This window comes from Achromobacter sp. Root565 (genome assembly GCF_001427425.1).
Taxonomy (GTDB): Bacteria; Pseudomonadota; Gammaproteobacteria; order Burkholderiales; family Burkholderiaceae_B; genus Achromobacter; species Achromobacter spanius_D.
Window position 1 is genome coordinate 1687941 of record NZ_LMGO01000001.1, and the last position, 23931, is coordinate 1711871.

Below are 23931 nucleotides of genomic sequence, written 5' to 3' on the forward strand. Positions count from 1 at the left end.
TTCGTAAAAAAGGGCAGATATGCAGTCGAAGATAATGCGCCGGTTGGCGATGATGCTGGCGTGGATTCCCGCCGCGGCAAGCGTGGCAGCGCACGCGCAAAACGCACAGCAGCCGCAGCCTGGAGGCACGCTCACATTCCTGATGGCGCAGGAACCCACCGCGCTGGTGTCGCTGGTCAATCCGAAGGTCGAAAACCGCAACGTCAGTGCAAAGGTCACAGAAGGTCTGCTGCGCTATGACCTGCAGTTCAAACCGCAACCGCTCCTGGCCACCGAATGGAACATCACCGAGGACGGCCTGCGTTACACGTTCAAACTGCGCACCGGCGTCAAGTTTCACAACGGAACGGACTTCACCTCGGCCGACGTCAAGTACTCGATCCTGAAGCAGCGCGAGATCGGCCCGCGCGGCCGAATCACGTTCGCCAACGTCCAGGATGTTGAAACCCCCGACCCGCACACGGCGATCATCGTGCTGAGCAAGCCTGCGCCCTATTTGCTGAAGGCGCTGTCGTCCGCGGAGACTCCCATCGTCTCGCAGCAGCGTTATGGCGACGCGGATCCGCTGGTGCACGACAACAACAAGCACCCGATCGGCACAGGTCCGTTCAAGTTCAAGGAATGGTCCAAAGGCAGCTATGTCGTGCTGGAAAAGAACCCCGATTACTGGCGCAAAGGGCATCCCTACCTCGACCGCGTGATCTATCGCTTCATCAAAAACACGGCATCGATATCGGCGGCCATCGAAACCGGCGAAGCCAACGCGGCGTTGAACGTGGCCGTGTCTGACCTGGATCGCCTGTCGGGCAACCCCAAGCTTGCCATCGACGACACCTACGACGAGTTCCTGAGCAACGTGTTGTTTCTGGAGTTCAACCTGGACAATCCGATCCTGGCGAATCCGAAGGTGCGTCACGCGCTGGCGCATGCCATCGACCGGAATTTCATTGCCAACACCGTCTACTACAAGCGCGCCCGCGTCGTGAATTCGCCGATTCCGTCCATTCTTGCCCAGTATTACGACGACAGCGCCTTCAACTATCCCGTTGACCTTGTGCGCGCCAACACCCTGCTCGACGAAGCCGGCTATCCGCGCAAGGGCAGTGATGGCCGCTTCTCACTGCGCCTGGCGTTCATGCCGTCGGCCGACTTCAAGCGCACGTCCGAGTACATCCGCGCGGCGTTGAACCGCGTGGGCGTAAAGGTGGAGATTGTCGATGGCGACCTGCCCACGTTCATCAACCGGCTCTACAAGGAACGCAGTTTCGATCTGAGTGTGAATGGTTTGGGACGCCTGTTTGATCCCACGGTGGGCGTGCAGCGCTTTTACTGGTCCGACGGAATCAAGAATCCCTTGCCCTTCGTCAACGCGGCGCATTACAACAATCCGCGTGTGGACGACCTATTCCGCGCCGCCGCCGTCGAAACCGACGATACGCGCCGCGCCGCGACCTTCAAGGAGATCCAGGGCATCGTCGGCAAGGACCTTCCCACGCTTCCGCTGGTGACCGTGCCGTCAACCCTGCAGGTCTATCAGAAGCGTGTCCACAACCTGAACAACAGCGTGGACCTGACCGCCGGAGACTTTTCCGACACGTGGCTGGAACATTGAGAGGAGCCGAACCGTGAGCCAACAGCAACTCCCCTCTTTCGCCTACTTGGAAGCGCTGGCGTTCGCGCCTGCGCGTGAGCAGGCGCGTGCCCTCGCAACGGGCGAAGTCACCGCCATCGAACTGCTGGACCATGTGCTTGCGCGCATCGACCGGTACAACCCGCAACTGAACGCGGTCATCGCACGCGACGATGAAGGAGCTCGCCAGGCCGCACGCGCGGCCGACGCCGCCCTGGCTCGCGGCGAGCGCAAGCCTTTGCTGGGCGTGCCGATCACAGTGAAGGAAAACTTCCACGTCGCGGGCCTCGCGACGTGCGTGGGCAATCCCGACTACGCGCACAACGTCGATACCGACGACGCGCCGGCCGTCAGCGCGCTGCGCGAAGCCGGCGCCGTGCTGATCGGCAAGACGAACGTTCCGCTCTCGCTTGCCGATCTGCAGACCTACAACGCGGTCTATGGCGTCACACGCAACCCCTGGAATCTGCACCGCTCGCCAGGCGGCTCTTCAGGCGGGTCCGCCGCTGCCATCGCGGCCGGATTCGGCGCATTGGAGCTAGGCACTGACATTGGCGGGTCGATTCGCGTGCCAGCGCATTTCACGGGCGTCTTCGGCCACAAGCCGACATTCGGCTTGGTCTACAACGGCGGCACCGGCGCGCCCTCCGGCAGGCAGACGTTGCGCGATTTGACCGTGGCCGGACCGCTGGCGCGCAGCGCCGAGGACCTTGAACTGGCGTTGCAACTGCTGCTTAACCGGGATCCCCTGGCAAGCAAGGCATGGCGGGCGACATTGCCTGCCGCGCGGCACGACGACCTGCGCAAGTTCCGGGTGCTGCTGTTGACAGCCTGGCCCGGGCAGCGTCAGTCCCGGTCCGAACGACTGGTCGAAACGCGGCTGCGACAGGGACTGGAAGCCGCGGGCGTGACCGTGACGCTTCCTGAAGAGGCCGCTGGGTTGCTGCCCGATCTGAATGCCGCGCATGTCGTGTATCGCAGCCTGCTGGGCGCGTCGTTGCCACGGCCAACGGGTGCGGCAGCGCAGCCGGCTGACACGGAAAGCGAAGAGACTGCCGTGACCGCATGGAAGCGCGGCCCGTATCTCTCACACGCGGAGTGGCTGCACAAGCACGAGCAACGGCTGAGATTGCGCCAGCAATGGGAGGCATTCTTCGAGCACTTCGATGTGGTGCTAAGTCCGGTGCTGTCGGCCACGGCCTTTGCGCACGACCATTCGGAACCCAAGGATGCGCGCAGTTTTCCGGTCGCGTTTGACGAGGGTGTGACGCAGCTTCGCTTCGCGGATCTGTTCAACTGGGCCGGTCTGCCGGTCCTGCCTGGCTTGCCGGCCACCAGTTTTCCGCTGGGCCTGGACGACGACAACCTGCCCATCGGCGCCCAGGCCGTCGGGCCTTATCTGGAAGACCTGACGCCTATCCGCTTCGCCGCCCTGTTCACGGCGCAGCGAGGGGGATTCCAGGCGCCGCCGGGTTTCGCTGACGACGCGCAGCCCGAACGCACAGGCGCCTAGACTGCGCGGGGTTTTCCGACGAGCAGCGGTTCGGCCAATCGCTTAGCCACGCACCCGCGCCGGATTTCCCACCACCTTCGCGCCCGCGGGCACGTCGCGCGTGACCACGCTACCCGCGCCGATGATGGCGTCGTCCCCCACCGTGACCCCCGGCAGGATGATCGCGCCGCCGCCGATCCACACCTGCTTGCCGATGTGCACGGGACGGCCGAACTCCAGCATCGCGCGACGCTGCTCGGCGTCGTGCGGATGGTCCGCCGTGTAGATCTGCACGGCCGGGCCGATCTGCGTGCCTTCGCCAATGGTGACTTGCACGACGTCGAGGATCACGCAATTGAAGTTCATGAAGACGTTCGCGCCCAGCGAGATGTTGTAGCCGTAGTCGCAATGAAACGGCGGGCGGATCAGCGCACCCTCGCCCACGCTGGCAAGGCGTTCGCGCAACAGCGCGTGCCATTGCTCGGGGGGCTCGCCCAGCAAGGCGTTGTACCGCTTCATCCAGGCGCTCGCGGCAAGCTGGTCCGCCTGGATCTCGTCGTCGGCGGCCGTGTAGAGCTCTCCTGCCAGCATCCTCTGCTTCTGCGTACGTGTCATGGCTGATCTCCTGTCCGGATCAGCCAGCATACCGAAGATCGCTGGCGCTATGCCGCCTGCGGCACGACGCCCACGTATCGGCCGCGCGGTCGGATGACCTGCGCCACGCTGAGCTGCTCCAGGCAATGCGCCAGCAGGCCAATACTGCGCGCGGTGGCAAACAGCCCGAACGCCGCGTCGTCCGGCAACCCGCAGTGCGCCGCCAGCGCGGCCAGCGCCACGTCGATGTTGGGATGCAGGCCGGTCAGTTGCGTGGCCTTATCGATGAAACGCGTGATGACCTCGGCCGGCTCAAACTGGGCTAGCAACGCCGCCGCGCGCGGATCCCCATCGGGATACAGATGATGGCCGAAGCCCGCCAGCGGCAGCCCCGTGGACAGGTAGTGCGCGATCACCTGATCTTCACCCTGGCGCGCCACGTCATCGAACAGCGCCCTGACGCGGCCGGAGGCGTCGCCGTGCAACGGTCCGGACAAGGTGGTCAGACCCGACAGCAGGCACGCCGGCAACGATGCGCCGGTAGAGGCCGCAATGCGCGCGGCAAACGCCGAGCTGGTCAGTTCGTGGTCTACCAGAAGAACCATGGCGGTACGCAGCAGCTCCGCAGCCTGCGGCGACAGCTTCCAGCTTTGCGCAAACCGCAGATGCAGCGGCCGCTTGCCGGGCTGCGCGCCAAACGCGTTGGCCAGTTGGCCGACCAGGCTCTGGCATTCGGTGTGCAGAACGCGGGTCATGCGGCCATGCGTGGAGTGCCCCGTCGCAGCCAACGCCGCCAGCGACGTGAAGGCAGCCACGCGGCCTGGCGATGCCACACGCGCCGTGCATGAAAAATCCGCCTGCTGGTCCGAATTCCACAGCAGTTGGGCGGCCTCTTCCAGGCTGGCTGAACCGGCCAGCGTGACCGCGTCCTGGCCGCGGTAGTACAGGCGTTGACGGTGAAAGGTGGAGATGGCCGTGGGGATGCTGGGCTCGGCGCCGAACAGCGTGTTGGTGGCCAGCGTTTCGTGCTTGCGGCCGGCCTGCTTGCGCTTGGCCAACGCCGCGACGTCTTCGGCGCGATAGAGGCTGCGGCGCGTGTCGGCCGGGTCCGGCATGACCTCCAGCTTGCCGCGGCTGACGTAGGCGTAGATGGTCTGCGGCCGCACGCCAAGCTGGCTGCACGCTTCGGCCATCGAAATCCAGGTACCCATGATCTTCTGTAGCAAAGTTTATATGTTGATTTTATAGATCAATATTGCTTTACAAATCAATCATTAAATACCATGGAATCAATGTTCAACGCGGACCCGCAGCCGGTCCCCCCACCAGAGCCGAACCGACATGAAGCCTCAGGTCCTGCAACTCAACCCCATCCTGATCCCGGCGGTCAATGACGAGCTTGCCTCGCTGTACCAGGTGCACAAGTTCTTCGAGATCTCCGATCAAACGGCCTGGCTGCGCGAGCACGGCGCTCACATCGAAGCCGTCATCACCGGCGGCCACACCGGCATCTCGCGCGAGATGCTGGAACAGCTTCCCGGTGTGAAGGTGGTGGCGGTCAACGGCGTGGGCACCGACGCGGTGGACCTGGCCTATTGCCGCGGCCGCGGCCTGCCCGTCACCGCCACGCTGGGCGCATTGACCGAGGACGTCGCCGACCTGGCGATCGGCCTGCTGATAGCAGCCTGCCGCAATATCTGCGCGGGCGATCGATTCGTGCGGGAAGGCTTGTGGGAGCAGTTCCCCTCGCCCAGCGCCATTCCGCTGGCGCGCCGCTTCAGCGGCATGCGCGTGGGTATTGTGGGCATGGGCCGCGTGGGCCGCGCCGTCGCCACGCGGGCGGCGGCCTTCGGCTGCCAGATTCGGTACACGGACCTGCGCGCCATGGACGACGTGCCGCATGAATTCGTGCCGGACCTGATCGCGCTGGCGCGCGCCTCGGACGCGCTGGTACTGTGCGCCGCCGCCGACAAGGCCGAGGGCATCGTCAATGCCGCCGTGCTGGACGCATTGGGCCCCCAGGGCTTCCTGATCAACGTGGCGCGCGGCCGGCTGGTCAACGAGGCCGACCTGACCGAAGCGCTGGTTGCCGGCCGCATTGCGGGCGCGGGGCTGGATGTGTTTGTCGACGAGCCCCGTGTGCCGCAAGCACTGCGCCAGTCGGATCGCACCACGCTGCAGGCGCACCGCGCCAGCGCCACGTGGGAAACGCGCGCGGCGATGGGCCAGATGGTGCTGGACAGCATTTCGCAGGCCCTGGCCGGCGAGCGTCCGTCGATGAGCCTGACGACCTGAGCCGCCAGCGCACCTTGACGACCGCCATGACAGACCTTGCCTTTCCCGCCCTTGCGCCGGCCACGTTGCCCATCGCCGGCAGCGCGGCCCGCTTTCCGGTCGCGCGCGTGTTCTGCATCGGCCGCAACTATCGCTGGCTGCCCGACGAACCGCGTCCAACGGAGATGCCGGCGTGGTTCATGAAGCCGGCCAGCGCCGTGTTCCCGGCCAGCGGCTCGTTGCCCTATCCCGCGGACACGGCGGACTACTGCCATGAGATCGAACTGGTCGTCGCGATTGGCCGTGGCGGCAAGGACATCGCACCGGATGACGTCGAGGCCCTGCATATCTGGGGCTACGCCGCGGGGCTGGACATGACCCGGCGCGATCTGCAGCAGCAGGCCAAGCGCGCGGGCGGTCCGTGGGAGCCCGCCAAAGCCTTCGATCATTCCGCGCCGTGCACCGCCATCGTTCCTGCTGACGCGTGCGGTCACCCCCGCGAGGGCGCGCTGTGGCTATCCGTGAACGGAGTGGACCGCCAGCGCGCCGACGTCTCCGGCCTGCTGTGGTCGGTGCCCGAGCTGGTGGCGATGCTATCGCGATCCGTGGCCCTGGCGCCCGGCGATCTCATCTACACCGGCACGCCCGCGGGCGTCGGCCCGTTGGCGCCTGGCGACGTCGTCAGCGCGGGCGTGGCCGGTATCGGGGACCTCACCATGACCGTTGCCGCGCCCCGCGACGCCTGACATTGCACCCCAATGCTTCCCACATCAATCGCCATCCAATCCGCCCGAGGAGCCATCCCTTGAACGACAGCACCACCCAGAAAATTGCCTTGGTCACCGGCGCCGGCAGCGGCGTCGGCCGCGTTACCGCCATCGCCTTGCTGAACGACGGTTGGACCGTCGTGCTGGCCGGCCGCCGCGCCGATCCCTTGCAGTCGCTGCAAGCCGAGGCCACCGCGCGCGGCCAGACCGCGCTGGCCGTGCCCACCGACGTCACCCGCCCGGAAAGCGTCGAAGCGCTGTTCAACACCATCGAAAGCCGCTTCGGCAGGCTGGACCTGCTGTTCAACAACGCTGGCGTCAACGCGCCCGCCGTGCCGATGGACGAACTGCCGCTGGAAAAGTGGTTCAACGCCATCAACACCAATGTGACGGGCGTCTATCTCTGCGCGCGCGCCGCCTTCGGGCTGATGCGCCGCCAGACGCCGCAGGGCGGCCGCATCATCAACAACGGTTCCATTTCCGCGCACACGCCGCGCCCCTTCACCGCGCCCTACACCGCCAGCAAGCACGCCGTGACCGGTCTGACCAAGTCGCTGGCGCTGGACGGCCGCGCCTACAACATCGTGGCCGGGCAGATCGACATCGGCAACGCGATGACGGAGCTGTCCGAGCGCATGACGCGCGGTGTGCTGCAGGCCAATGGCACGGTCGCGCCGGAACCCATGATGGACGCCGTCCACGTCGCGAAAGCGGTGCGCCACATGGCGTCGCTGCCGCTGGACGCCAACGTCCTGACCATGACCGTCATGGCCAGCGCCATGCCCTTTACCGGGCGCGGCTGAGGCCTTATCCGCGCCCCGGGGTGCAACACATCCGGGGCGCCTCACAGAGTTGACTGAAGTTGACCACCCCGAGGAGACAAGCATGACCTTCACCACGCTGGCCAAGACCCTGGCCTTTTCGGCAGCCCTTGCCGCCGTGCCCGGCCTGGCCGCGGCGCAGAACTACCCCACCCGTCCCATCAGCATCATCGTGCCCGCCCCGCCGGGCGGCGGCATCGACATGATTGCGCGCGTTGTCGGCGAAAAGCTCTCGCAATCGCTGGGCCAGCCCGTCATCGTCGACAACCGGCCGGGCGCCTCCAACAACCTGGGCACGGCGCTGCTCGCCAACGCCAAGCCCGACGGCTACACCATCGGCATCGTGGGCGGCAGCCATAACATCAACAAGTACCTGTTCAAGAACCTGGGCTGGGATCCGCAAAAGAGCTTCGAGCCCATCGTCTACACCCATGAAATCCCGCTGGTGTTCTCGGTCTATCCGAAGATTCCGCCCAAGACGCTGCCGGAACTGGTGGACTGGATGAAGGCGCATCCGGACGAAGCCAAGGTCGCCACGTCCGGCCGCGGCAGCGCGCAGGAGATGGCCGCCGAGATGTTCCGCATGGTCAGCGGCGCGCCCATGCTGCTGATCCCGTACAAGGGCTCGTCCGCCGCGCACCCCGACCTGCTGGCCGGCCGCACGGTGCTGTACATCGACACGCTGAGCGCGATGCAGGAACAGGTCAAGGCCGGCAACGTGCGCGCCGTCGCGGTCTCGACCGCCAATCGCACCAAGGCCCTGCCCGACGTGCCGACCGCGCAGGAGCAAGGCCTGAAAGGCTACGACGCCAACACCAACGGCGGCTTCCTTGCGCCGGTGGGCACGCCGAAGGAGATCGTCGCCAAGCTCAATGCCGAGATCAACGCGGTGCTCAAGCAGCCGGCCGTGCGCGCCAAGCTGGAAGCCGCGGGCATCGAAGTCCAGGGCGGCACGCCGCAGGATTACGCGGCGGTGATCCAGTCGGACCTGGACAAGTGGGGCAAGGTGGTGAAGGAAGCGAAGATCGAGGCGGAGTGATATTCGCCACGCATGCAAAGGGACGCGGCGCAGCCGCTGCCCTTTGCGTGCGCAGCGGCGCGGTCCGATGGAGCCCGGATCGCGTCCTTTTCGCTTTGTTTCTCAGGCTCGCAACGAGGGCCTGGCCAGCACTACGCCGTCCGCCGCAATCCCATGAGCGACCGCGACAGGCGGCTTGCCGCGGCAAGCACGGGCTCCTTGAGGTCGAGCAGCACAGTCTCGGTCAGGCGCGAGATCGGCCCCGAGATGCAGATGGCGCCCTGGAGCGTCCAATTGATGCCGTAAACCGGCGCCGAAATGCTGGAGACCTCGGCATCGCGCTCTCCCAGCGAAATCATGTAGCCCGCGCGGCGCACGGATTCATAGGGCTCGCCCGGCTCGCCGGCAAACGCGAGCAGCACCCGCCCCGGGCTGCCCAGCTCTAGCGGCAGCGCCGCCCCCACCCGCACGTGATGCCGGATTGACTTGGGGCCTTCGACCCGCGCCATGCATATGCGCTGCTTGCCTTCGCGCACGTAGAACGTGGCGCTTTCTCCGGTGGCAGCCGACAGCTCGCGCAGCACCGGCTGCACGATCTCCGCAATGTTGAACGTGGCCTGGTAACAGGCGCCCAGCCATCCGGCCGCGCGCGCCAGCCGCCACGTGCCGTCCTCACGTTGCGCCAGATAGTCGTCCATGGCCAGGGTGCGCGCCAGACGCAGCACGGTTGATCGATGGCACCCGGTCCGCCGGCTGAGTTCCGCCAGCGACAGGTGCGTGTCGTCCACGCCGAACGCCGCAAGGATGCTCATGGCGCGGCGCACCGCCACCACGCCTTCTTCGGCCGGGGCGTCATCGGGGTTTCCGGCCGGATTCCGGGTCGACTCATCGTTCATTGTACGCAACGTGTTCCGCTATACGAACCTGCATTGTATTGAGCGGAACACGGATTCACAATGCTCTCACCAAAACAAATATTGGAGACAACCATGAAGCAGATCGCCCGCGTGCTGTTCGGCCTGACCTTGTTGTGCATCACCAGCCTGAGCGCCGCGCAGGACTATCCCAACAAACCCATCCGTCTGATCGTCCCCTTCCCGCCGGGCGGCGGCACCGATGTGCTGGCGCGAGAGGCGGCGATCAAAGTGGCGGCCAATACCGGCTGGAACATCGTCACGGAGAACCGCCCAGGCTCGGGCGGCAACATCGGGGTGGACACGGTCTCCAAGGCTGCACCGGACGGCTACACGCTGGTGCTGGGCCAGACCAGCAACCTGGCGATCAATCCGACCCTGTACGCCAAGCTGCCCTACGACCCCGAAAAGGACCTTTCCGCCATCGGCCTGGTCGCGGACGCGCCGCTGGTGATTGTCGTGCCGGCAACCTCACCGCTGAAGTCCTTCGAGGACATGATCGCCGCCGCCAAAGCCAAGCCCGGCGCGTTGAACTTTGCAAGCTCGGGCAACGGGACCGTGGCGCATCTGGCCGCCGTGCAACTGCAGAACGCCGCCGGCATCCAGCTCACTCACGTTCCGTACAAAGGGGCGGCGCAGGCTTCCAATGACCTGATCGGCGGGCAGATCGACATGTACCTGTCGTCGGTGCCCACGCTGATCGGCCACGTGCGCAACGGCAAGATGCGGGCGCTGGCGGTGACATCGTCGCAGCGCGTGCCTGATATGCCCGACGTGCCCACCATCGCAGAGCGCGGGATTCCTGGCTTCGAGGCGGTGACCTGGTTTGGCCTGGCAGCGCCCGCCGGCACACCCGCCGACATCGTGCAGCGATTGAACGCGGAGTTCAACAAGGCCTTGCAGGCCAAGGACCTCAGCCTGAAGTACCAGGAGCAAGGCGCGCGCGTGCTGACCAGTTCGCCCGACGCGTTCGCCAAGCTGATCCGCGACGACCGCATCCGCTGGGGCAAGATCGTCAAGGACTCGGGCGCGAAGGTCGAGTGATCGCCATGCCTGCCCGCTATCCGTATTCCAGCGGCGCGTCGCGCCCCGCAATTGCCGTGCCGGCCGGCGCGTGCGCAAGGCTGTCGCCGCCGGACGCCCATCCGCGACGCCGGCATCAAGCCCGCCTGACCGCCCCCGCATCCCTTTTCTATCTTTGACAGGAACACGCATGAGCACTCCGGACATCATCAAGGACTTTCCCCGCGTCAGCGCCGACATCGTGCGCCGCGCCGCGGAACTCCAACCCGCCATCCTGGCCGACGTCGCCGGCCGGCGCGGCGCGCTCAGCGGCCGCATCCGCCCGCTGCATCCCGGCATGAAGGTCGCCGGCACTGCATTGACGGTCGAGGTGCGCCCCGGCGACAACCTCATGATCCACGCCGCGATTTCGCTGGCCAAGCCGGGCGACGTGCTGGTGATCGACGGCAAGGGCGACCTCAGCGCCGCGCTGATGGGCACCATCATGATGAACGCCTGCCGCAAGCTGGGCATCGCGGGCGTGGTGATGGACGGCGCCGCGCGCGACACCGTCGAAATTATTGAAATGGACTACCCGGTGTTTGCCGCCGGCGCCAATCCCAACGGCCCCACCAAGAACGTGCCTGGCCGCATCGGCCATCCAGCATCCGTGGGCGGCGTGACCGTGCATCCGGGCGACTTCATCATCGGCGACGCGGACGGCGTGGTGGTGGTCGAGCGCGAGAGGATCGAAGGCCTGCTGCCCGCCGCCGAAAAGAAGGTGCGCGACGAAGCCGCGCGCATCGCCGCCATCCAGGCGGGCGACACGGAAGCGAAGTGGCTGAGCGCCGCGCTGCACGCCGCCGGCGTCCTGAAGGGAGGAGAGTCGCTGTGAATGCCGCCGCCACGGGCAAGCCCGCGCTGGTCGTGACTGCGGCGGATCTGGCGCCGGAGGCGCTGGCGCTGCTGCAGGACTTTTCACTCGTCTTCGCCGGCAAGACCCCTACCGAAGACGACATCGTGGCGCTGTGCCGCGAACACAACCCAGTCGCCATCATCGTGCGCTACAGCAAGGTGGGCGCCGCGGCGATGGACGCCGCCCCGGCGCTGCGCGTGATCTCCAAGCACGGCAGCGGCACCGACACCATCGATAAGGCGGCCGCCGCCGCGCGCGGCATCCAGGTCGTTGCCGCCGTGGGTGTGAACGCCGCTGCCGTCGCCGAACAGGCGCTGGCGCTGCTGCTGGCCTGCGCCAAGTCCGTGGTCGGGCTGGACGAGCGCATGCGCGCAGGCCACTGGGACAAGTCCACGCACAAGAGCCTGGAATTGGGCGGCAAGACCATAGGCTTGATCGGCCTGGGCGCCATCGGCCGGCGCATGGCGGCGATGGCGCATGGGATGGACATGCAGGTGATCGGTTTCGACCCGTACGCCAAGGATCTGCCGGACCACATCCGCGCTGCGGAATTGAATGCGATCTGGCGCGAGGCCGATGTGGTGTCGCTGCACTGCCCGCTGACCGACGACAACCGCGGCATGGTCAATGGGCAGACGCTGGCGCAGTGCAAGCCCGGCGTGATCGTCGTAAACACGGCGCGCGGCGGCCTGGTGGACGAGGACGCGCTGCTGGCCGCCGTGCGTTCGGGCCACGTACGGGCCGCGGGTCTGGACAGCTTTGCCGTCGAACCCATGTCGGCAGGCCACCCGTTCCAAACCGAGCCACGCATCATCCTCAGCCCGCACATCGGCGGCGTGACCAGCGCCGCCTACGTGAACATGGGCGTGGCCGCCGCGCGCAACGTGCTGGACGTGCTGGCGCGCGCCGGGTCGGCCGCCTGAGGATTCGCCCAGTCCGCAACGACGCAGAACCTGGGCCTTTACGGCTCAATCACCGCGGCGAGGACGGGCGCAGCCTGTTCTGCTGACGCGGGCGCGCCGCGGCTGCAAACGCGCTTTGCCGTAACCCTGAATATTGCCAAGGTAACAGGGCGTTAAATGCCGTTTCAGCCTATCCCCCGGCGTGCAGCTTAAGAAAATGCCGGGATTTCGGGTCCTGGTGCAAACGCGGCCGAAAATCGGTCGGCGACGGCTTCGTTACACGGCAGCCGCCCCGGTAACACTTGTCTTGACACCCTTTGCGCCCCCCTTCTATGGTCGAGGCCGCCAACGATTTGGCATCCGAAATCCCCTTGCAGCCCCGTCTTGCGGCGCCTGAGCGCGCCCCAATCACTGGCGCGCGCCGGCAGCAGCTGGCGATGGCTGCACATCGCGACAGAGAGAGAAGAAGGACATGGCGTCTACACGCAAGTCAGAAGGAAAAGGTTTGCGGTCGGGCAACGCGGCGGCCGCCGCGCTGCTGGTGACGGCAATCACGGCCGCCTTCGGGGCGATGAGCCCGACGCCGGGCAACGCCGCGCAGGAGAAGGCCACGCCGGCTGCCGCAGCACCGGCTGCCGCAGCCCCTGCCCCCGTCACGTCATCCAACAACGCGCCTGCCACTGCGCGCGTTGCGCCGCCCGACGCCGCAGCGGTCCTCTACGCCATCCATCAGGTGGACAGCAAGGGCGAACCGTCTGCCAACGTCGCCAACGGCAGCATCGCCACCTATTGGTTCGGACACGCGTTTGAACTGGAAGGCGCGCCGTACTACACCGGCTTCGTCTGGGAAACCGCCGAACGCTACGGCAAGCCGGGCGAAGATGACGTCGGCCCCATGACGCCCGTGAACCTGGCCGAAGCCACTTTCATCCGCGATCCGGCATCGCCGGAGAGCCCCTGGAAATTCCGTGGCATGGAACCGACGATCGGCGAGTTCGGCGCCTACGAAAGGCCGCCCGAAGTCGACACGCAGCGCAAGCCGCTGGAGTACCGCACGGCATCGGGCAAGCTGATGCTGGCCGTGCCCACAGAGACGTTCGACAACGGCATCACGATCAGCGGCTACACCCTGCTTGTCTTCACGCCCCCGGAAAAGCGCCAGGACGAAATGGGCAACGTGTGGGCCTATGTGGGCAACGTGATTGCGGGCGAGGACAATGGTCCCGCCTGCGCGGACGGCGACGTCATGCCGTGTACGCGCAGCGATGGCGAACTGGTCTTCAGCGCCACCGGCACCGCCGATCTGCCGCGCGTGACGGTGCAGTTCACGGGCAACACCATCTCGGGTCCCGGCAAGACCCGCAAGCTGGGCCCCGGCGACGCCGTCATTTACGCGTACGACACCGCGCGCAAGCAATACGTCGCGCAGCAGTAAGCACACCCGCCATAGCAACAGCGGCAGGTCGCCGACTGCCGCCGATCAAGCCGCGGCCGGCACCTTTGCCCCGGCCACTTCCAGCCGATTGCCGCCCAGCGATTTGGCGCGGTAGAGCGCCTGGTCTGCAACGGCCAGCGCGTCCATGATGGTGGGCACGTCGCCATTGAAACGCGCTAATCCGATGCTGACCGTCGCGGCGATGCCGATGTTGTCCATCCGGTTCGAGACGGTCACCGCAAAGCGCTCGGCCATGGCCTTGCCCAGCGTGTGTGCGCCCTTTGCATCGTCGCCCCAAAGCAGCGCGGCGAATTCCTCGCCGCCGATGCGCGCCAGAATGGTGTCGTGACCCAGCACCTCGCGCGCGGTTTCGGCGAAGGACTTGAGCACCTGATCGCCCGCCGGGTGCCCATAGCGGTCGTTCACGGATTTGAAATGATCCAGGTCGAACGCCAGCACGGCCACCGCGCCGCGGCCCTCCTTGCCGTTCAAAACGCGGGCGCCCTGCTCGAAGAACCAGCGCCGGTTGCCCAGGCGGGTCAGGTAGTCGGTCTGCGATTCAAGCAGTAGCTGGCGGTGCGTCTCATCGCGGATGAGCTTGAGCAGCGTCATCGGCAGCACCACGGAGTACAGCACGCCCTCGTAGATGGTGAGCTTGCCGGCCAGCGCCAGGACGGGCTGCGTGGCAACCCACGGCAGAATGAACGCCCGGGCGGCATAAAGGGCCGTGTGCACGCCAGCAACCGCGACGACGATATGCCGCGACCGCCGCGGCTTGAGCGCCTGGCAGCGATACAGCTCCCAGGCCGTCAATCCGCTGACGATCGCAATAGGCACCGAGCTGACGTAAGTCCACATCACGTCCAGCCAGCGCACGCCGCCGATCACCCAGACCAGCCCCATGCCGATCAGCACGCAGAGCGACGTGCGCACGTAGCGCCGTCCGCTCAACGCGGCCACGCCGTTGAGCACGAGCAGATAGCCGCCGAGGATGACGAGGTTGCTGAGGGCCGCGCCGCTGACGCCGGGAAGATCGCGACGATACAAGGCCGCCGCGCAACCAAGGGCCAGCGTGGCGAAGCCTGAAGCCAGGATGCGTAATTCCTTGCTGCGTGTGGGGTTGGCCCGCTGTTCCCAGAACATGAGGCCGGCGCTGACTAGCAGTGTTCCGACTGCCAGCAGGTAAAGAGTGAGAAGATCGACGTACATCTCGAAAGTCAGGAGATTTCGCCGAAAACTCGCGGCGACTGCGGGATTTTACGGTGAAAACGTTGGATTTCACCTTTTCAGGAGGCGCTTTTGCGCCGGTCCGGGCGGCGCCCAACCGCGCGCCATCCGGCCCCGAAATTTTGTCCCATGGACAGATCATTTGATGATCTGCCCCCCATACCGTCTCACTTCCGATCGCCGGAACTTGTGGGGCCGTCAGAAGGCACTCGCACACCGTTCGGCATCACCCCCGGCGGGCCGCCTCGATGGTCGCGATGTCGATCTTCTTCATCGTCATCATGGCCTCGAACGCGCGCTTGGCCGCGGCTTGATCCAGGTCCGTGACCGCGGCAAGAAGCGCCCTGGGCGTGATCTGCCAGGACAGTCCCCATTTATCCTTGCACCAGCCGCAATCGCTCTCCTGGCCGCCGTTCGACACGATCGCGTCCCACAGGCGGTCGGTCTCGGCCTGATCGTCGGTCGCGACCTGAAAGGAAAACGATTCGTTGTGCTGGAAGGCGTCGCCGCCATTGAGCCCGACGCATGGGATGCCCATGACCGTGAAGTCCACCATCAGGATGTCGCCCTGCTGGCCCGAGGGATAGTCGCCGGGCGCGCGGTGTACTGTGCCCACCTTGCTGTCCGGGAACGTCTTTGCATAAAAGGTCGCCGCTTCCAGGGCGTCGCCGTCGTACCACAGGCAAACGGTGTTTTTGCTGGCCATCTTGCTCCTCCTTCGCAGGAAAGTGATGCGCTCAAACCTTGCTGCAATGCGCGACGTTCAAGCATAGACCACGCTGCGCCCGCAGAAAACCGGGCACGCATCGCGGTCATGCCGGCCCCGTTTCAAACCGCGATGCGCCCGTCGATGCAGGTCACGGACTGCCCGCCCACGCGAATGGCGCCGCCCGCTTCGAACGAAATGCTCAGCCTGCCCGACCGCCCGACCACGGCGCCCTGCGTGCTGAGGTACTCCGTCCCGAACTGCGTCACCTGTCCCGCGTCCCGGATAAACGCCGCCACCGAACCATTGCCGCTGCCGCATACCGGGTCTTCGTTGGCGCCCAGGCTGGGCGCAAAAGCCCGGACCTCGATGGCGGCTTCCGCGCCTTCGCCATACGCGCCGTACACGACGATGCCGGCTGCGTTGTTGCGGCGGTCGAAGTCGGCCATGCGCGCAAAGTCCGGCCGCAGCGTCAGCACCGCCTGCGCGCTGGGCAATTGCGCAATCGCCCACACCGGGCCCACGTTGACCAGCTTGGGGGCCGGATCGTGCAACACCGCCGAGCCCAGTATTGCTTCCATTTCATCGACCAGCTCCGCGCCAAGCTCGGCCAGGCTGGGTTCCGGCAGCGTGAAGGCGATGAGCGGGCTGCGGCCGGCCGCGTCCGTGACCGACAGATCAATCAGGCCCGCCGCGCATTCCTGCACGAGCTTGCCGCCGCGCGGCGCGACGATGCCGGCTTCGAGCAGCGCATGGGCGGTGCCCAGCGTGGGATGCCCTGCGAAGGGCAGCTCGGCCTGCGGCGTGAAGATGCGCACCAGGTAATCGGCGCCGGGCTGCGTGGGGGGCAGCACGAAGGTGGTCTCCGACAAATTCGTCCAGTTGGCGATGCGCCGCATCTGCTCGTCCGACAGGCCCTGCCCTTGCAGCACCACCGCGACAGGATTGCCGCGATAGGGTTCGCTGGTGAATACATCCACTTGTTTGAATGGCACGCTCATGTCCCGCTCCTTTATTCAATATCCGGATGACTGTCGGCCAGCCGTTGGCGGCGCGCCCGCAGCGCCTCGAGTTTTTCCTCCAGCGCCGCGATCTCGGCATCGACGTCCTGCACGCTCTGCTCGATGTGTTCGTAGGCCTGCTGCAGCAACACCTTTGCCTCCTTGCGGCTGGAGGCCGTGGGCGTTTCGCCGCGCAGCGGCCGATTGGCCGTTTCGGGCAGGAAGAACGACGTGATGAGCCCGATGACCGACGCCACCATCAGGTAGTACGCGGGCATCATCAGGTTCTCGGTCTCTTCCACCAGCCACGCAGCCACCGTGGGCGTCAGGCCGGCAAAGATGATGGCCACGTTGAACGAGCTGGCCAGCGCGCTGTAGCGGATGCGCGTGGGAAACAGCGCGGGCAGCGTGGCCGCCATGATGCCGATCAGGCAGTTCAGGAAGATCGCGATCAGCAGCAGCCCGAGAAAGATCAGCGCCGTGTTGTCGCTGGCGATAAGGAAGAACGAGGGCATCGCCGTGACCAGCAGGCCCAGACTGCCAGCCAGCAGGAAAGGCTTGCGGCCGATCTTGTCGCTGATGAAGCCCACCACCGGCTGCACGAACAGCATGCCCACCATCACGACGACGATGATGAGCACGCCGTGACCTTCCGTATAACCCAGGCTGCCGGACAGATACGTTGGCATGTAGGTAAGCAGCATGTAGTAAGTGACGTTGGTCACCAGCACCATGCCGATGCTGACCAGCAACGCGCGGCGGTACTTGCTGAAGATCTCGCGGAACGACACCGTCGGCTTTTCCTGCACGGCGTCGCGGTCTTCTTTTTCCATCCGTTCAAGCTGCTGCGTGAAGGCCGGCGTTTCCTCGGCCGCATGGCGCAGATACAAGCCCAGCAGGCCCAGGGGTCCGGCCACGAAGAACGGAATGCGCCAGCCCCAGTCAAGGAACGTCTGCTCGCCCAGCATGGTTTGCAGCAGCACGACCATGCCCGCGCCCACGACGAATCCGGCGATCGAGCCGAAGTCCAGCCAGCTTCCCAGGAAGCCGCGCTGCCTGTCGGGCGCGTACTCGGCCACGAACACGGCCGCGCCGGTGTATTCGCCCCCCACTGAAAAGCCCTGCGCCAGTTTGCACGCCAAGAGAAGAATCGGCGCCCACAGGCCGATCGTGGCATACGCGGGAATGAGGCCAATGCAGAACGTGCTGATGGCCATGATGATGATGGTGAGCGACAGCACCTTCTGGCGCCCGAAGCGATCGCCCATGATGCCGAAGAACACGCCGCCTAGCGGCCGCACGAGGAAAGGCACGGAAAACGTGCCCAGCGCGGCGATGGTCTGCACGGCGGGCGAGGCGTCGGGAAAGAACACCTTGCCCAGCGCAAAGGCGACAAAGCCATAGACGCCGAAATCAAACCATTCCATCGCATTGCCAAGCGCCGCGGCCGTCACGGCCTTCTTGAGCTTGGTGTTGTCGATGACCGTGATGTCGCCGATCTCCAGTGGACGGATCTCTTGCGACGACGTGGGGGTTTCTGCCATGGTGCGACATCCATAAAACGGGACATGCCGATTATGGACCCGATTTTGGCGACGGTCATCGCCCCCCGGCATTGCGGGAGTGGCGGGCGCGCGCCCATAATGCCCCACCAGTCAGACGCCCGCCGGAGCCCCCCCCGTGACCGATACCCACAAGCCGCCGCTGATCTATCTTGAAGACCTGTCCGTCGGAGACGTCTTCGTCAGCAAGACCCACGCCCTGGACGCGGCGCAGATCATCGCCTTTGCCTCGCAATTCGACCCGCAGCCCTTTCACCTGGATCCGGACGCGGCGCGCGATACGCTGTTCCAGGGCCTGGCGGCCAGCGGCTGGCATACGGCGGCGCTGACCATGAAGCTGCTGGTCGAGAGCTTTCCCGTGGCGCGCGGCGTGATCGGCGCAGGCGCTGAAGTGATCTGGCCGCAGCCCACCCGTCCAGACGACGTGGTCAAGGTGACGAGCATGGTGCTGAGCATCACGCCGTCTCGCTCCAAGCCCGACCGCGCCATCGTGGTCGTGGAATCGGTCACGTCGAACCAGCGGGACGAAGCCCTTCAGAAGTTGACGAGCAAGGTCGTCGTGTTCCGCCGGTCATGAGCGGATCATCGGCCCGTCATGATCCGGCCCACGGTCCGGCCGGCCGCACGCTCACGCCGCCACGCCCTCCGGCAATTTGACGATGACCTTGATCTCGAACTGGAATCCATAGAGCCAGGTCACGCCCACTGCCGTGATGTTCGGATACGGCGCCTCGCCCCAGAACTCGGGCACCACTTCCCACATGGTCTCGAACTGCGACTGCGGATCGACCATGAAGACCGTCACGTCGACCACGTCGTCGAACGAGGCGCCCGCCGCGTTCAGGATGGCGTTCAGGTTCTGGAATGCCAGGCGCACCTGCTGACGCAGATCGGGCTCGGGCGAGCCGTCATCGCGGCTGCCGACCTGGCCGGACACGAACAGAAAGCCATTGGAACGCACGGCCGGCGAGTAACGGTTGCGCTCGTAAAGCGCGTGGCGATGAGGAGGAAAAACGACGTCACGGTTGTTCATGGGGTTCTCCAAGAGGTGGGGCTTCAGACCGCCCGCGTTGACATAGGCAAACTGTAAAAGCGCCCGCCGCACGGATAAACGGCCAACTTCATCCATCACTATTTGTAGAATCCAAACAATCCCGATCCCATCCGGAGCAGCCATGGACCGATTTGACGCAATGACCGCGTTTGCGCGCGTGGTGGAGACCGGCAGCTTCACCAAGGCGGCCGAAACCCTGCACATGAGCAAGACCAGCGTCACGCAACTCGTGCAGCAGCTCGAAGCGCGCCTGCGCGTGCGTCTGTTGAACCGCACCACGCGCAAGGTCAATGTCACGGCCGACGGCGCGGCGTATTACGAGCGCGTGATCAAGCTGCTGGCCGACATGGACGACGCCGAGACCAGCCTGTCCAGCGCCGCTGAAGCGCCGCGCGGCCGCCTGCGCGTGGACGTGCCCAGTCCGCTGGCGCGCATGGTGCTGGTGCCGGCCCTGCCCGCCTTCCACACGCGCTATCCCGACATCCAGCTCGACATGGGCGTCAGCGACCGCATCGTCGACCTGATCGGTGAAAACGTCGACTGCGTCGTGCGCGGCGGCGAGCTGACCGACCAATCCTTGATGGCCCGCCGCGTCGGCGACCTGCGTTTGGGCGTGTATGCCGCGCCCTCGTACCTGAAGCTGGCCGGCAAGCCCGCGCACCCGCGCGAGCTTGAGGACACGCACCATCGCATCGTCGGTTTCCTGTGGCAACGCACGGGACGCGCACTGCCCTACGCCATGCGCCGCGGCAACGAAGTCGTCAACGTGCATGGCCGCTACGTGCTGGCCGTGGACGACGGCAATGCGTACCTGGCGGCCGGCCTGGCCGGAATGGGCGTGATGTGGCTGCCGGATTACATGTCCGCGCCGCATCTTGCACAAGGCGAATTGGTGCCGGTCTTCGAAGACTGGCGGATGGATCCGATGCCCATGTATGTGGCGTTTCCGCCCAACCGCCACGTCAGCGCCAAATTGCGCGCATTCATCGACTGGATCATCGAACTGGTGGGCGCGTATTCGCCTGCGGGCGGACGATAGCGCGGGAGCCCCCAGCGCCGACGTCCCTATTCCTTTGCGAGTTCCCCCGCCAGTTCCAGCGCCCGCGCCAGGAACACCGATGCATCGTCCTTGCGATAGCTGACGATCACGGGCGACACGAAGGCGTCGGCTTCGATCCGCACGTGCGCGACGTCCTGACGTTGCAGGCGTTGCACGGACGCGGGCACCACCGTAACGCCCAGTCCGGCCGCGACCAGCCCGATGGCGGTCTGCAGTTCGTTGGCTTCTTGCGCCACCTGCAGTGAATGGCCGGCGGCACGAAAAAGGCCCAGTACGTGATCCGCGTAGTTGGGCCGCGGACGCGCCGGATACAGGACGAAGGGCTCGCGCGCCAGCCGGTCGACCGAGACGCTGCCCTGGCCCGCCAGCGGGTGATGCAGCGGCACGGCGGCCAACAAGGGTTCGGTCATCAGCACGCGGCGCTCGATAGCCGGGTCGTCCAGCAGGATGCGGCCGATACCCAGGTCGATGCGGCCAGCCTTCAGCGCTTCGAGCTGCGGCAAGGTGTTCATTTCCATCAGGCCCACTTCGACCCGTTCGTCCGCGCTACGCAGCAGGCGGATCAGTTCCGGCACGAAACCGTATAGCGTGGACGGCACGAAGCCGATGCCGAACCATCGCCGCTCCGTCTGGCCCAACCGGCGCGTGCCTTCCAGCACTTCATCCAGCCGCGCGGTCAACAGGCGCGATTGCTCCAGCAGAAATCGGCCCGCCTCGGTCAGGCGTAGTGCGCGCGTGGTGCGCTCGAACAGCAGCACGCCCAGCTCTTCCTCCAGCTGCTTGATCTGGCGGCTGAGCGGCGGCTGCGCGATGTGCAGCCGCGCGGCCGCCTGCGTGAAACTGCCGGCCTCGGCCACGGCCTGGAAATAGCGCAAGTGCCTGAGCTCCATGACGATTAAGACCCTGAAGGTATGAATTGAAACCCATATAGTCTTGGACGCCTTGAAAAAAGGCAAGCGATACTGCCTCCATCGTTCAGGCGCGGTCGGCCAGAGTATGAATCGGGTCCGCATCGCCGCCAATGTCAAAAAACACGGAGACCTCCATGCGCCCTGTATTCAAACCCTTCGCCCGCGCGTTGCTGGCCGCGTCGCTACTGGCTGGCGCGGCGGCGGCGCATGCCGATGCCTATCCCGACCACCCGGTGAAGTGGATCGTGCCCTTCCCGCCCGGCGGTGCGATGGACAGCATCGCGCGCACGCTGGGCGAATCTCTGGGCAAGCAGCTCAACACGTCGTTCATCGTGGAAAACCGCGCGGGCGCGGGCGGCAATATCGGCGCGGCCGCCGTGGCGCGCGCCAAGCCGGACGGTTACACCATCCTGATCGTCGCCAACGGCATGGCCGTCAATCCCGCGCTGTACCAGGACCTGAACTACGACCCCATCAAGGATTTCGCGCCGATCTCGCTGCTGGCCGTGGTGCCGAACGTACTGGTCACCAACCCGGCACGCACCGGCGCGACCAGCGTACAGGACGTGATCGCCAAGGCGAAGGCGCAGCCCAAGCACTACACGTACGCCTCGGCGGGCGTCGGCACGTCGATCCATCTGGCCGGCGAGATGTTCGTGTCGATGACGGGTGTGGACATGCTGCACGTGCCGTACAAGGGCAGCGGCCCGGCCGTCTCCGACCTGTTGGGCGGGCAGGTCGACTACATGTTCGACAGCATCACGTCCGCCAAGCCGCACATTGCCAGCGGCAAGCTGCGCGCGCTGGGCGTCACCACGACCAAGCGCTCGGCTGCCCTGCCCGACGTGCCGACCCTGCAGGAAGCAGGCGTGCCGGGCTATGAGCTGATGCCGTGGTTCGCCGCCTTTGCGCCCGCGGGCACGCCGCCGGACGTGGTGGCCAAGCTGAACGACGCCATGCGCTCGGCGCTGGCAGACCCCAAGGTCAAGGCGACGCTCGATTCGATCGGGGCCGAGCCGATCGGCAGCACGCCGGATGCGCTGCGCGACCACCTGGCCAAGGAGACGGCGCAATGGAAGGACCTGGTCAAGGAACGCGGCATCAAGATCAACTGATCGGCCGCGTGGCGCCGGCCTGGGGTATCGTGGGATCCTCCCCTCCCAGCGAAGGAAGTTCATCATGGCCCTGAAACACGCGGATCCCGGACAAGTCATCGATCTGAAGCCCTATGGCGCGGCGCTCGCGCAGAAGCAGTCGGTCGCGCTTTTCAAGTCCGAGGATCTTGAGGTCATGCGCCTGGTGCTGCTGGCCGGCAAGACCATGCCTTCACACGACGTCGAGGGAGAGATCACCCTTCAGTGCCTGGAGGGCAGCGTGGAAGTCTCGACCGAGGGCGCCACGCACATCCTGGATGCCGGCCGCCTGATGTACCTGCCCGCCCGCGCGCCGCATTCGCTTTTTGCGCTGGAGAACGCGTCGGTACTGGTGACGGTGGCATTGAAACGCCCGTAGCGTTAACCGCCGCGGGCGCCTTCTTTTTCCCTGTGTAGTTGCCGCCTGCCAGCCTATCCGCGCGAACGCCTTTCGACCGCCTTTCGCAGCACACCGATGAAGGCCTCATTGAACGCGGGAATATCGTCGGGCTTGCGGCTGGACACCAATACGCCGTCGACGACGGCCTCCTCATCCACCCACTCAACGCCTGCATTGCGCAGGTCGTCCTGCAGCGACGGCCAACTGGTCATCCTGCGTCCCTTGACGACGCCAGCAGAAATCAACAGCCACGCGCCGTGGCAGATGACCGCGACCGGCTTGCCCGCATCAAAGCACGCGCGCACCAGCTCCTGCGCCTTCGGCTGCATCCGGATTTCATCGGCATTGACCACGCCGCCGGGCAAGAGCAAGGCGTCAAAGACGTCCGGCTCCGACGCCGCCTGCAGAAACGTAAGGTCCACGGGAAACCGATCGCCTGGCTTGTCGTGATGAAAGCCCAGGATCGGGTCGGTGCGGGCGGACACCAGGACCGTGCGGGCACCCTCCTCGTGCAGACGGTGGCGCGGGCCGGTGAGCTCGACCTGCTCGAATCCATCGACGGCCAGAATGGCGATGTTGACGTCTTGAAGTGTTGCCATGTTTGCTCCTGTTTAGTGCCCCCGGTATGGACAGGCGGGATCAGAACTCCGGGGCGCGACGCACACGGGCAGCAAGTGCCATGCCGCGTCGGCGGCGGGTGCGCGTATGATTGCGACCCGGCAAGGCGCACATCCCGCCCCGCCGACCTGAAGATTCGATCAGGTTCCATTCGTCGCGAGGCTGGATATGCGTTTGGTGCTGTGGTTGACGTTGTTGTTTTTTTCAGCGGCGGCTAGCGCTGCCAATTACCCGTGCTCCGGAAAGAAGGGCGGCGTGGAGCGCTGCATGGGCGAACAGTTTCTTTGCCGCGATGGGTCCATCAGCGCGTCAAAGCGAATCTGCTCCAGTCCGGACAGCGGCGCCTCGTCTCTCACGTCGAAGACGCCGGCCGCCAGCTCGACCGGTTCCTGCAATTGCCGCGACGGCCAGTATTGCACCGGCCCGCGCGGCGGCACGTTCTGCTATTCGGACAGCGGCAAGAAGTCCTATCTCAGAAAGTAGGCGCTGCGCTC

At 65.8% G+C, this 23931-nt stretch carries 25 protein-coding genes; 15 read left to right on the plus strand and 10 right to left on the minus strand.

Features of this window, described 5'->3' with window-relative positions:
* Positions 1-19 precede the first annotated feature (19 nt).
* Positions 20-1612: an ABC transporter substrate-binding protein gene (locus ASD71_RS07530; protein WP_056561615.1), complete on the plus strand. Its 1593-nt coding sequence runs from the start codon at positions 20-22 to the stop codon at positions 1610-1612.
* A gap of 13 nt (positions 1613-1625) precedes the next feature.
* A complete protein-coding gene (locus ASD71_RS07535) occupies positions 1626-3143 on the plus strand; it encodes an amidase (RefSeq protein WP_056561617.1) in 1518 nt (505 codons plus the stop codon).
* Positions 3144-3185: 42 nt separating this feature from the next.
* Here ASD71_RS07535 and ASD71_RS07540 read toward each other — a convergent pair whose 3' ends face one another.
* Both ASD71_RS07540 and ASD71_RS07545 read right to left on the minus strand, forming a co-directional pair.
* On the minus strand, positions 3186-3737 hold the full coding sequence (locus ASD71_RS07540) for a sugar O-acetyltransferase (RefSeq protein WP_056561619.1): 552 nt from the start codon (positions 3735-3737) through the stop codon (positions 3186-3188).
* 47 nt (positions 3738-3784) lie between these two features.
* The gene (locus tag ASD71_RS07545) at positions 3785-4927 is read right to left on the minus strand and encodes a citrate synthase family protein (RefSeq protein ID WP_056566560.1); all 1143 of its coding nucleotides are present in this window, start codon (positions 4925-4927) and stop codon (positions 3785-3787) included.
* Between the two features lie 130 nt (positions 4928-5057).
* Here ASD71_RS07545 and ASD71_RS07550 point away from each other — a divergent pair, with 130 nt between their 5' ends.
* The 4 genes from ASD71_RS07550 (at position 5058) to ASD71_RS07565 (ending at position 8617) form a co-directional block, all read left to right on the plus strand.
* On the plus strand, positions 5058-6011 hold the full coding sequence (locus ASD71_RS07550; RefSeq protein ID WP_056561621.1) for a 2-hydroxyacid dehydrogenase: 954 nt from the start codon (positions 5058-5060) through the stop codon (positions 6009-6011).
* Between the two features lie 26 nt (positions 6012-6037).
* Positions 6038-6736: a fumarylacetoacetate hydrolase family protein gene (locus ASD71_RS07555; protein ID WP_056561623.1), complete on the plus strand. Its 699-nt coding sequence runs from the start codon at positions 6038-6040 to the stop codon at positions 6734-6736.
* Between the two features lie 59 nt (positions 6737-6795).
* Positions 6796-7560, plus strand: coding sequence for an SDR family oxidoreductase (locus ASD71_RS07560; RefSeq protein WP_056561625.1), 765 nt, complete (start codon positions 6796-6798; stop codon positions 7558-7560).
* An 82-nt stretch (positions 7561-7642) separates the two neighbouring features.
* A complete protein-coding gene (locus tag ASD71_RS07565) occupies positions 7643-8617 on the plus strand; it encodes a tripartite tricarboxylate transporter substrate binding protein (RefSeq protein WP_056561627.1) in 975 nt (324 codons plus the stop codon).
* 131 nt (positions 8618-8748) lie between these two features.
* Here the strand turns inward: ASD71_RS07565 and ASD71_RS07570 are convergent, their stop codons facing one another.
* Positions 8749-9492: an IclR family transcriptional regulator gene (locus tag ASD71_RS07570; protein ID WP_056561630.1), complete on the minus strand. Its 744-nt coding sequence runs from the start codon at positions 9490-9492 to the stop codon at positions 8749-8751.
* 93 nt (positions 9493-9585) lie between these two features.
* On the opposite strand from ASD71_RS07570, the gene ASD71_RS07575 reads away from it, so the two are divergent.
* The 4 genes from ASD71_RS07575 (at position 9586) to ASD71_RS07590 (ending at position 13765) form a co-directional block, all read left to right on the plus strand.
* Positions 9586-10554: a tripartite tricarboxylate transporter substrate binding protein gene (locus tag ASD71_RS07575; RefSeq protein WP_056561633.1), complete on the plus strand. Its 969-nt coding sequence runs from the start codon at positions 9586-9588 to the stop codon at positions 10552-10554.
* Positions 10555-10723: 169 nt separating this feature from the next.
* The gene (locus ASD71_RS07580; protein ID WP_056561635.1) at positions 10724-11407 is read left to right on the plus strand and encodes an RraA family protein; all 684 of its coding nucleotides are present in this window, start codon (positions 10724-10726) and stop codon (positions 11405-11407) included.
* On the plus strand, positions 11404-12351 hold the full coding sequence (locus tag ASD71_RS07585) for an NAD(P)-dependent oxidoreductase (protein ID WP_056561637.1): 948 nt from the start codon (positions 11404-11406) through the stop codon (positions 12349-12351). Before ASD71_RS07580 ends, ASD71_RS07585 begins: the two co-directional genes overlap by 4 nt.
* Before the next feature lie 484 nt (positions 12352-12835).
* Positions 12836-13765, plus strand: coding sequence for a hypothetical protein (locus ASD71_RS07590; protein ID WP_235512040.1), 930 nt, complete (start codon positions 12836-12838; stop codon positions 13763-13765).
* A gap of 45 nt (positions 13766-13810) precedes the next feature.
* Here ASD71_RS07590 and ASD71_RS07595 read toward each other — a convergent pair whose 3' ends face one another.
* The 4 genes from ASD71_RS07595 to proP form a co-directional block, all read right to left on the minus strand.
* A complete protein-coding gene (locus ASD71_RS07595; RefSeq protein ID WP_056561642.1) occupies positions 13811-14974 on the minus strand; it encodes a diguanylate cyclase in 1164 nt (387 codons plus the stop codon).
* A 244-nt stretch (positions 14975-15218) separates the two neighbouring features.
* Positions 15219-15698: a VOC family protein gene (locus tag ASD71_RS07600; RefSeq protein ID WP_056561644.1), complete on the minus strand. Its 480-nt coding sequence runs from the start codon at positions 15696-15698 to the stop codon at positions 15219-15221.
* Between the two features lie 122 nt (positions 15699-15820).
* A complete protein-coding gene (locus ASD71_RS07605) occupies positions 15821-16699 on the minus strand; it encodes a PhzF family phenazine biosynthesis protein (RefSeq protein WP_056561646.1) in 879 nt (292 codons plus the stop codon).
* Between the two features lie 11 nt (positions 16700-16710).
* Complete coding sequence (proP, locus tag ASD71_RS07610; protein ID WP_056561648.1) at positions 16711-18243, minus strand: glycine betaine/L-proline transporter ProP; 1533 nt, start codon at positions 18241-18243, stop codon at positions 16711-16713.
* 136 nt (positions 18244-18379) lie between these two features.
* Here proP and ASD71_RS07615 point away from each other — a divergent pair, with 136 nt between their 5' ends.
* Positions 18380-18838 carry a MaoC family dehydratase gene (locus tag ASD71_RS07615; RefSeq protein ID WP_056561651.1) on the plus strand — a complete coding sequence of 153 codons (459 nt, stop codon included), beginning with the start codon at positions 18380-18382 and terminating at the stop codon, positions 18836-18838.
* A gap of 51 nt (positions 18839-18889) precedes the next feature.
* On the opposite strand, the gene ASD71_RS07620 is transcribed toward ASD71_RS07615, so the two are convergent.
* The gene (locus tag ASD71_RS07620) at positions 18890-19294 is read right to left on the minus strand and encodes a RidA family protein (protein ID WP_056561654.1); all 405 of its coding nucleotides are present in this window, start codon (positions 19292-19294) and stop codon (positions 18890-18892) included.
* Between the two features lie 142 nt (positions 19295-19436).
* On the opposite strand from ASD71_RS07620, the gene ASD71_RS07625 reads away from it, so the two are divergent.
* Entirely contained in the window at positions 19437-20354 is a 918-nt protein-coding gene (locus tag ASD71_RS07625; RefSeq protein ID WP_056561656.1) for a LysR family transcriptional regulator, read from the plus strand.
* A 26-nt stretch (positions 20355-20380) separates the two neighbouring features.
* On the opposite strand, the gene ASD71_RS07630 is transcribed toward ASD71_RS07625, so the two are convergent.
* Entirely contained in the window at positions 20381-21265 is an 885-nt protein-coding gene (locus ASD71_RS07630; protein ID WP_056561658.1) for a LysR family transcriptional regulator, read from the minus strand.
* Between the two features lie 155 nt (positions 21266-21420).
* Here ASD71_RS07630 and ASD71_RS07635 point away from each other — a divergent pair, with 155 nt between their 5' ends.
* Together ASD71_RS07635 and ASD71_RS07640 are read left to right on the plus strand one after the other, a co-directional pair.
* On the plus strand, positions 21421-22401 hold the full coding sequence (locus tag ASD71_RS07635) for a tripartite tricarboxylate transporter substrate binding protein (protein WP_056561660.1): 981 nt from the start codon (positions 21421-21423) through the stop codon (positions 22399-22401).
* A gap of 64 nt (positions 22402-22465) precedes the next feature.
* Positions 22466-22798: a cupin domain-containing protein gene (locus ASD71_RS07640; protein WP_056561661.1), complete on the plus strand. Its 333-nt coding sequence runs from the start codon at positions 22466-22468 to the stop codon at positions 22796-22798.
* A gap of 53 nt (positions 22799-22851) precedes the next feature.
* Here ASD71_RS07640 and ASD71_RS07645 read toward each other — a convergent pair whose 3' ends face one another.
* Positions 22852-23418, minus strand: coding sequence for a type 1 glutamine amidotransferase domain-containing protein (locus ASD71_RS07645; protein ID WP_056561663.1), 567 nt, complete (start codon positions 23416-23418; stop codon positions 22852-22854).
* Positions 23419-23704: 286 nt separating this feature from the next.
* Here ASD71_RS07645 and ASD71_RS27575 point away from each other — a divergent pair, with 286 nt between their 5' ends.
* Positions 23705-23920 carry a hypothetical protein gene (locus ASD71_RS27575; protein WP_235512041.1) on the plus strand — a complete coding sequence of 72 codons (216 nt, stop codon included), beginning with the start codon at positions 23705-23707 and terminating at the stop codon, positions 23918-23920.
* Positions 23921-23931 lie beyond the last annotated feature (11 nt).

Excerpts from the sequence above, each read along its gene's own strand:
- ASD71_RS07530 (WP_056561615.1), top strand. The coding sequence starts at position 20 with ATGCAGTCGAAGATAATGCGCCGGTTGGCGATGATGCTGGCGTGGATT.
- ASD71_RS07540 (WP_056561619.1), bottom strand. The coding sequence starts at position 3,737 with ATGACACGTACGCAGAAGCAGAGGATGCTGGCAGGAGAGCTCTACACG.
- ASD71_RS07545 (WP_056566560.1), bottom strand. The coding sequence starts at position 4,927 with ATGGGTACCTGGATTTCGATGGCCGAAGCGTGCAGCCAGCTTGGCGTG.
- ASD71_RS07550 (WP_056561621.1), top strand. The coding sequence starts at position 5,058 with ATGAAGCCTCAGGTCCTGCAACTCAACCCCATCCTGATCCCGGCGGTC.
- ASD71_RS07555 (WP_056561623.1), top strand. The coding sequence starts at position 6,038 with ATGACAGACCTTGCCTTTCCCGCCCTTGCGCCGGCCACGTTGCCCATC.
- ASD71_RS07565 (WP_056561627.1), top strand. The coding sequence starts at position 7,643 with ATGACCTTCACCACGCTGGCCAAGACCCTGGCCTTTTCGGCAGCCCTT.
- ASD71_RS07570 (WP_056561630.1), bottom strand. The coding sequence starts at position 9,492 with ATGAACGATGAGTCGACCCGGAATCCGGCCGGAAACCCCGATGACGCC.
- ASD71_RS07575 (WP_056561633.1), top strand. The coding sequence starts at position 9,586 with ATGAAGCAGATCGCCCGCGTGCTGTTCGGCCTGACCTTGTTGTGCATC.
- ASD71_RS07580 (WP_056561635.1), top strand. The coding sequence starts at position 10,724 with ATGAGCACTCCGGACATCATCAAGGACTTTCCCCGCGTCAGCGCCGAC.
- ASD71_RS07595 (WP_056561642.1), bottom strand. The coding sequence starts at position 14,974 with ATGTACGTCGATCTTCTCACTCTTTACCTGCTGGCAGTCGGAACACTG.
- ASD71_RS07600 (WP_056561644.1), bottom strand. The coding sequence starts at position 15,698 with ATGGCCAGCAAAAACACCGTTTGCCTGTGGTACGACGGCGACGCCCTG.
- ASD71_RS07605 (WP_056561646.1), bottom strand. The coding sequence starts at position 16,699 with ATGAGCGTGCCATTCAAACAAGTGGATGTATTCACCAGCGAACCCTAT.
- proP (WP_056561648.1), bottom strand. The coding sequence starts at position 18,243 with ATGGCAGAAACCCCCACGTCGTCGCAAGAGATCCGTCCACTGGAGATC.
- ASD71_RS07620 (WP_056561654.1), bottom strand. The coding sequence starts at position 19,294 with ATGAACAACCGTGACGTCGTTTTTCCTCCTCATCGCCACGCGCTTTAC.
- ASD71_RS07625 (WP_056561656.1), top strand. The coding sequence starts at position 19,437 with ATGGACCGATTTGACGCAATGACCGCGTTTGCGCGCGTGGTGGAGACC.
- ASD71_RS07630 (WP_056561658.1), bottom strand. The coding sequence starts at position 21,265 with ATGGAGCTCAGGCACTTGCGCTATTTCCAGGCCGTGGCCGAGGCCGGC.
- ASD71_RS07635 (WP_056561660.1), top strand. The coding sequence starts at position 21,421 with ATGCGCCCTGTATTCAAACCCTTCGCCCGCGCGTTGCTGGCCGCGTCG.
- ASD71_RS07640 (WP_056561661.1), top strand. The coding sequence starts at position 22,466 with ATGGCCCTGAAACACGCGGATCCCGGACAAGTCATCGATCTGAAGCCC.
- ASD71_RS07645 (WP_056561663.1), bottom strand. The coding sequence starts at position 23,418 with ATGGCAACACTTCAAGACGTCAACATCGCCATTCTGGCCGTCGATGGA.
- ASD71_RS27575 (WP_235512041.1), top strand. The coding sequence starts at position 23,705 with ATGGGCGAACAGTTTCTTTGCCGCGATGGGTCCATCAGCGCGTCAAAG.